Raw genomic sequence first — 626 nt, forward strand, 5'->3', positions numbered from 1 at the left:
GTGATTCCGCTCAGCCCGGAAACTTGGCTTACCGCAACTCCGGTCGACCAGGTCCAAACTGTGCCGTCACTTTTTAGGGCCATTCCTTTCGTACCAAAGGACGCAATCGCGATGATTCCGCTCAGGCCACTAATGGATACCGGGGTACTTCCGTATCCTTGACCCCATCCCCAGACCGTGCCATCCCCTTTCAACGCAAAGCTTTGGATCGATCCTGCTGCTACGGCGTTTACTCCGCTTGTCAATCCACTGACTGCTACGGGCACACTACGCAGAGTGGTCGTTCCATCACCCAGTTGACCGTAATAATTATAGCCCCATGCCACCACGCTGCCGTCGCTCTTCAGCACTACGGTATGCGAGTCACCGTTAGCTACCGATACAGCTCCACTAACTCCAGGCACACTGACACTCGTCGTCCGGATCACCGACAGTGCACTTCCATCGCCCAGTTGGCCGTTACCGTTACTTCCCCATACTTTTACCAAGCCATCGCTATCAATAGTGGTACTATGAGAACCCCCACCAGCGATTAATTTATTTGGCAATTCGATGCTAATCTTCATCCAGGTCACGGCTGACCATTCGGACCATGCCGCACCGTCGGTGACTTTCACCCGCACTTG

1 protein-coding gene is annotated in these 626 nt (G+C 54.0%); it reads right to left on the minus strand.

Annotated elements, in window-relative coordinates; genetic code table 11:
- Nucleotides 1-626 (minus strand): RCC1 domain-containing protein (locus tag AC3Y23_RS29025; protein ID WP_379205553.1); only part of this gene is annotated, 626 nt, incomplete at both ends.

Source organism: Paenibacillus sp. MAHUQ-45, from assembly GCF_058133325.1.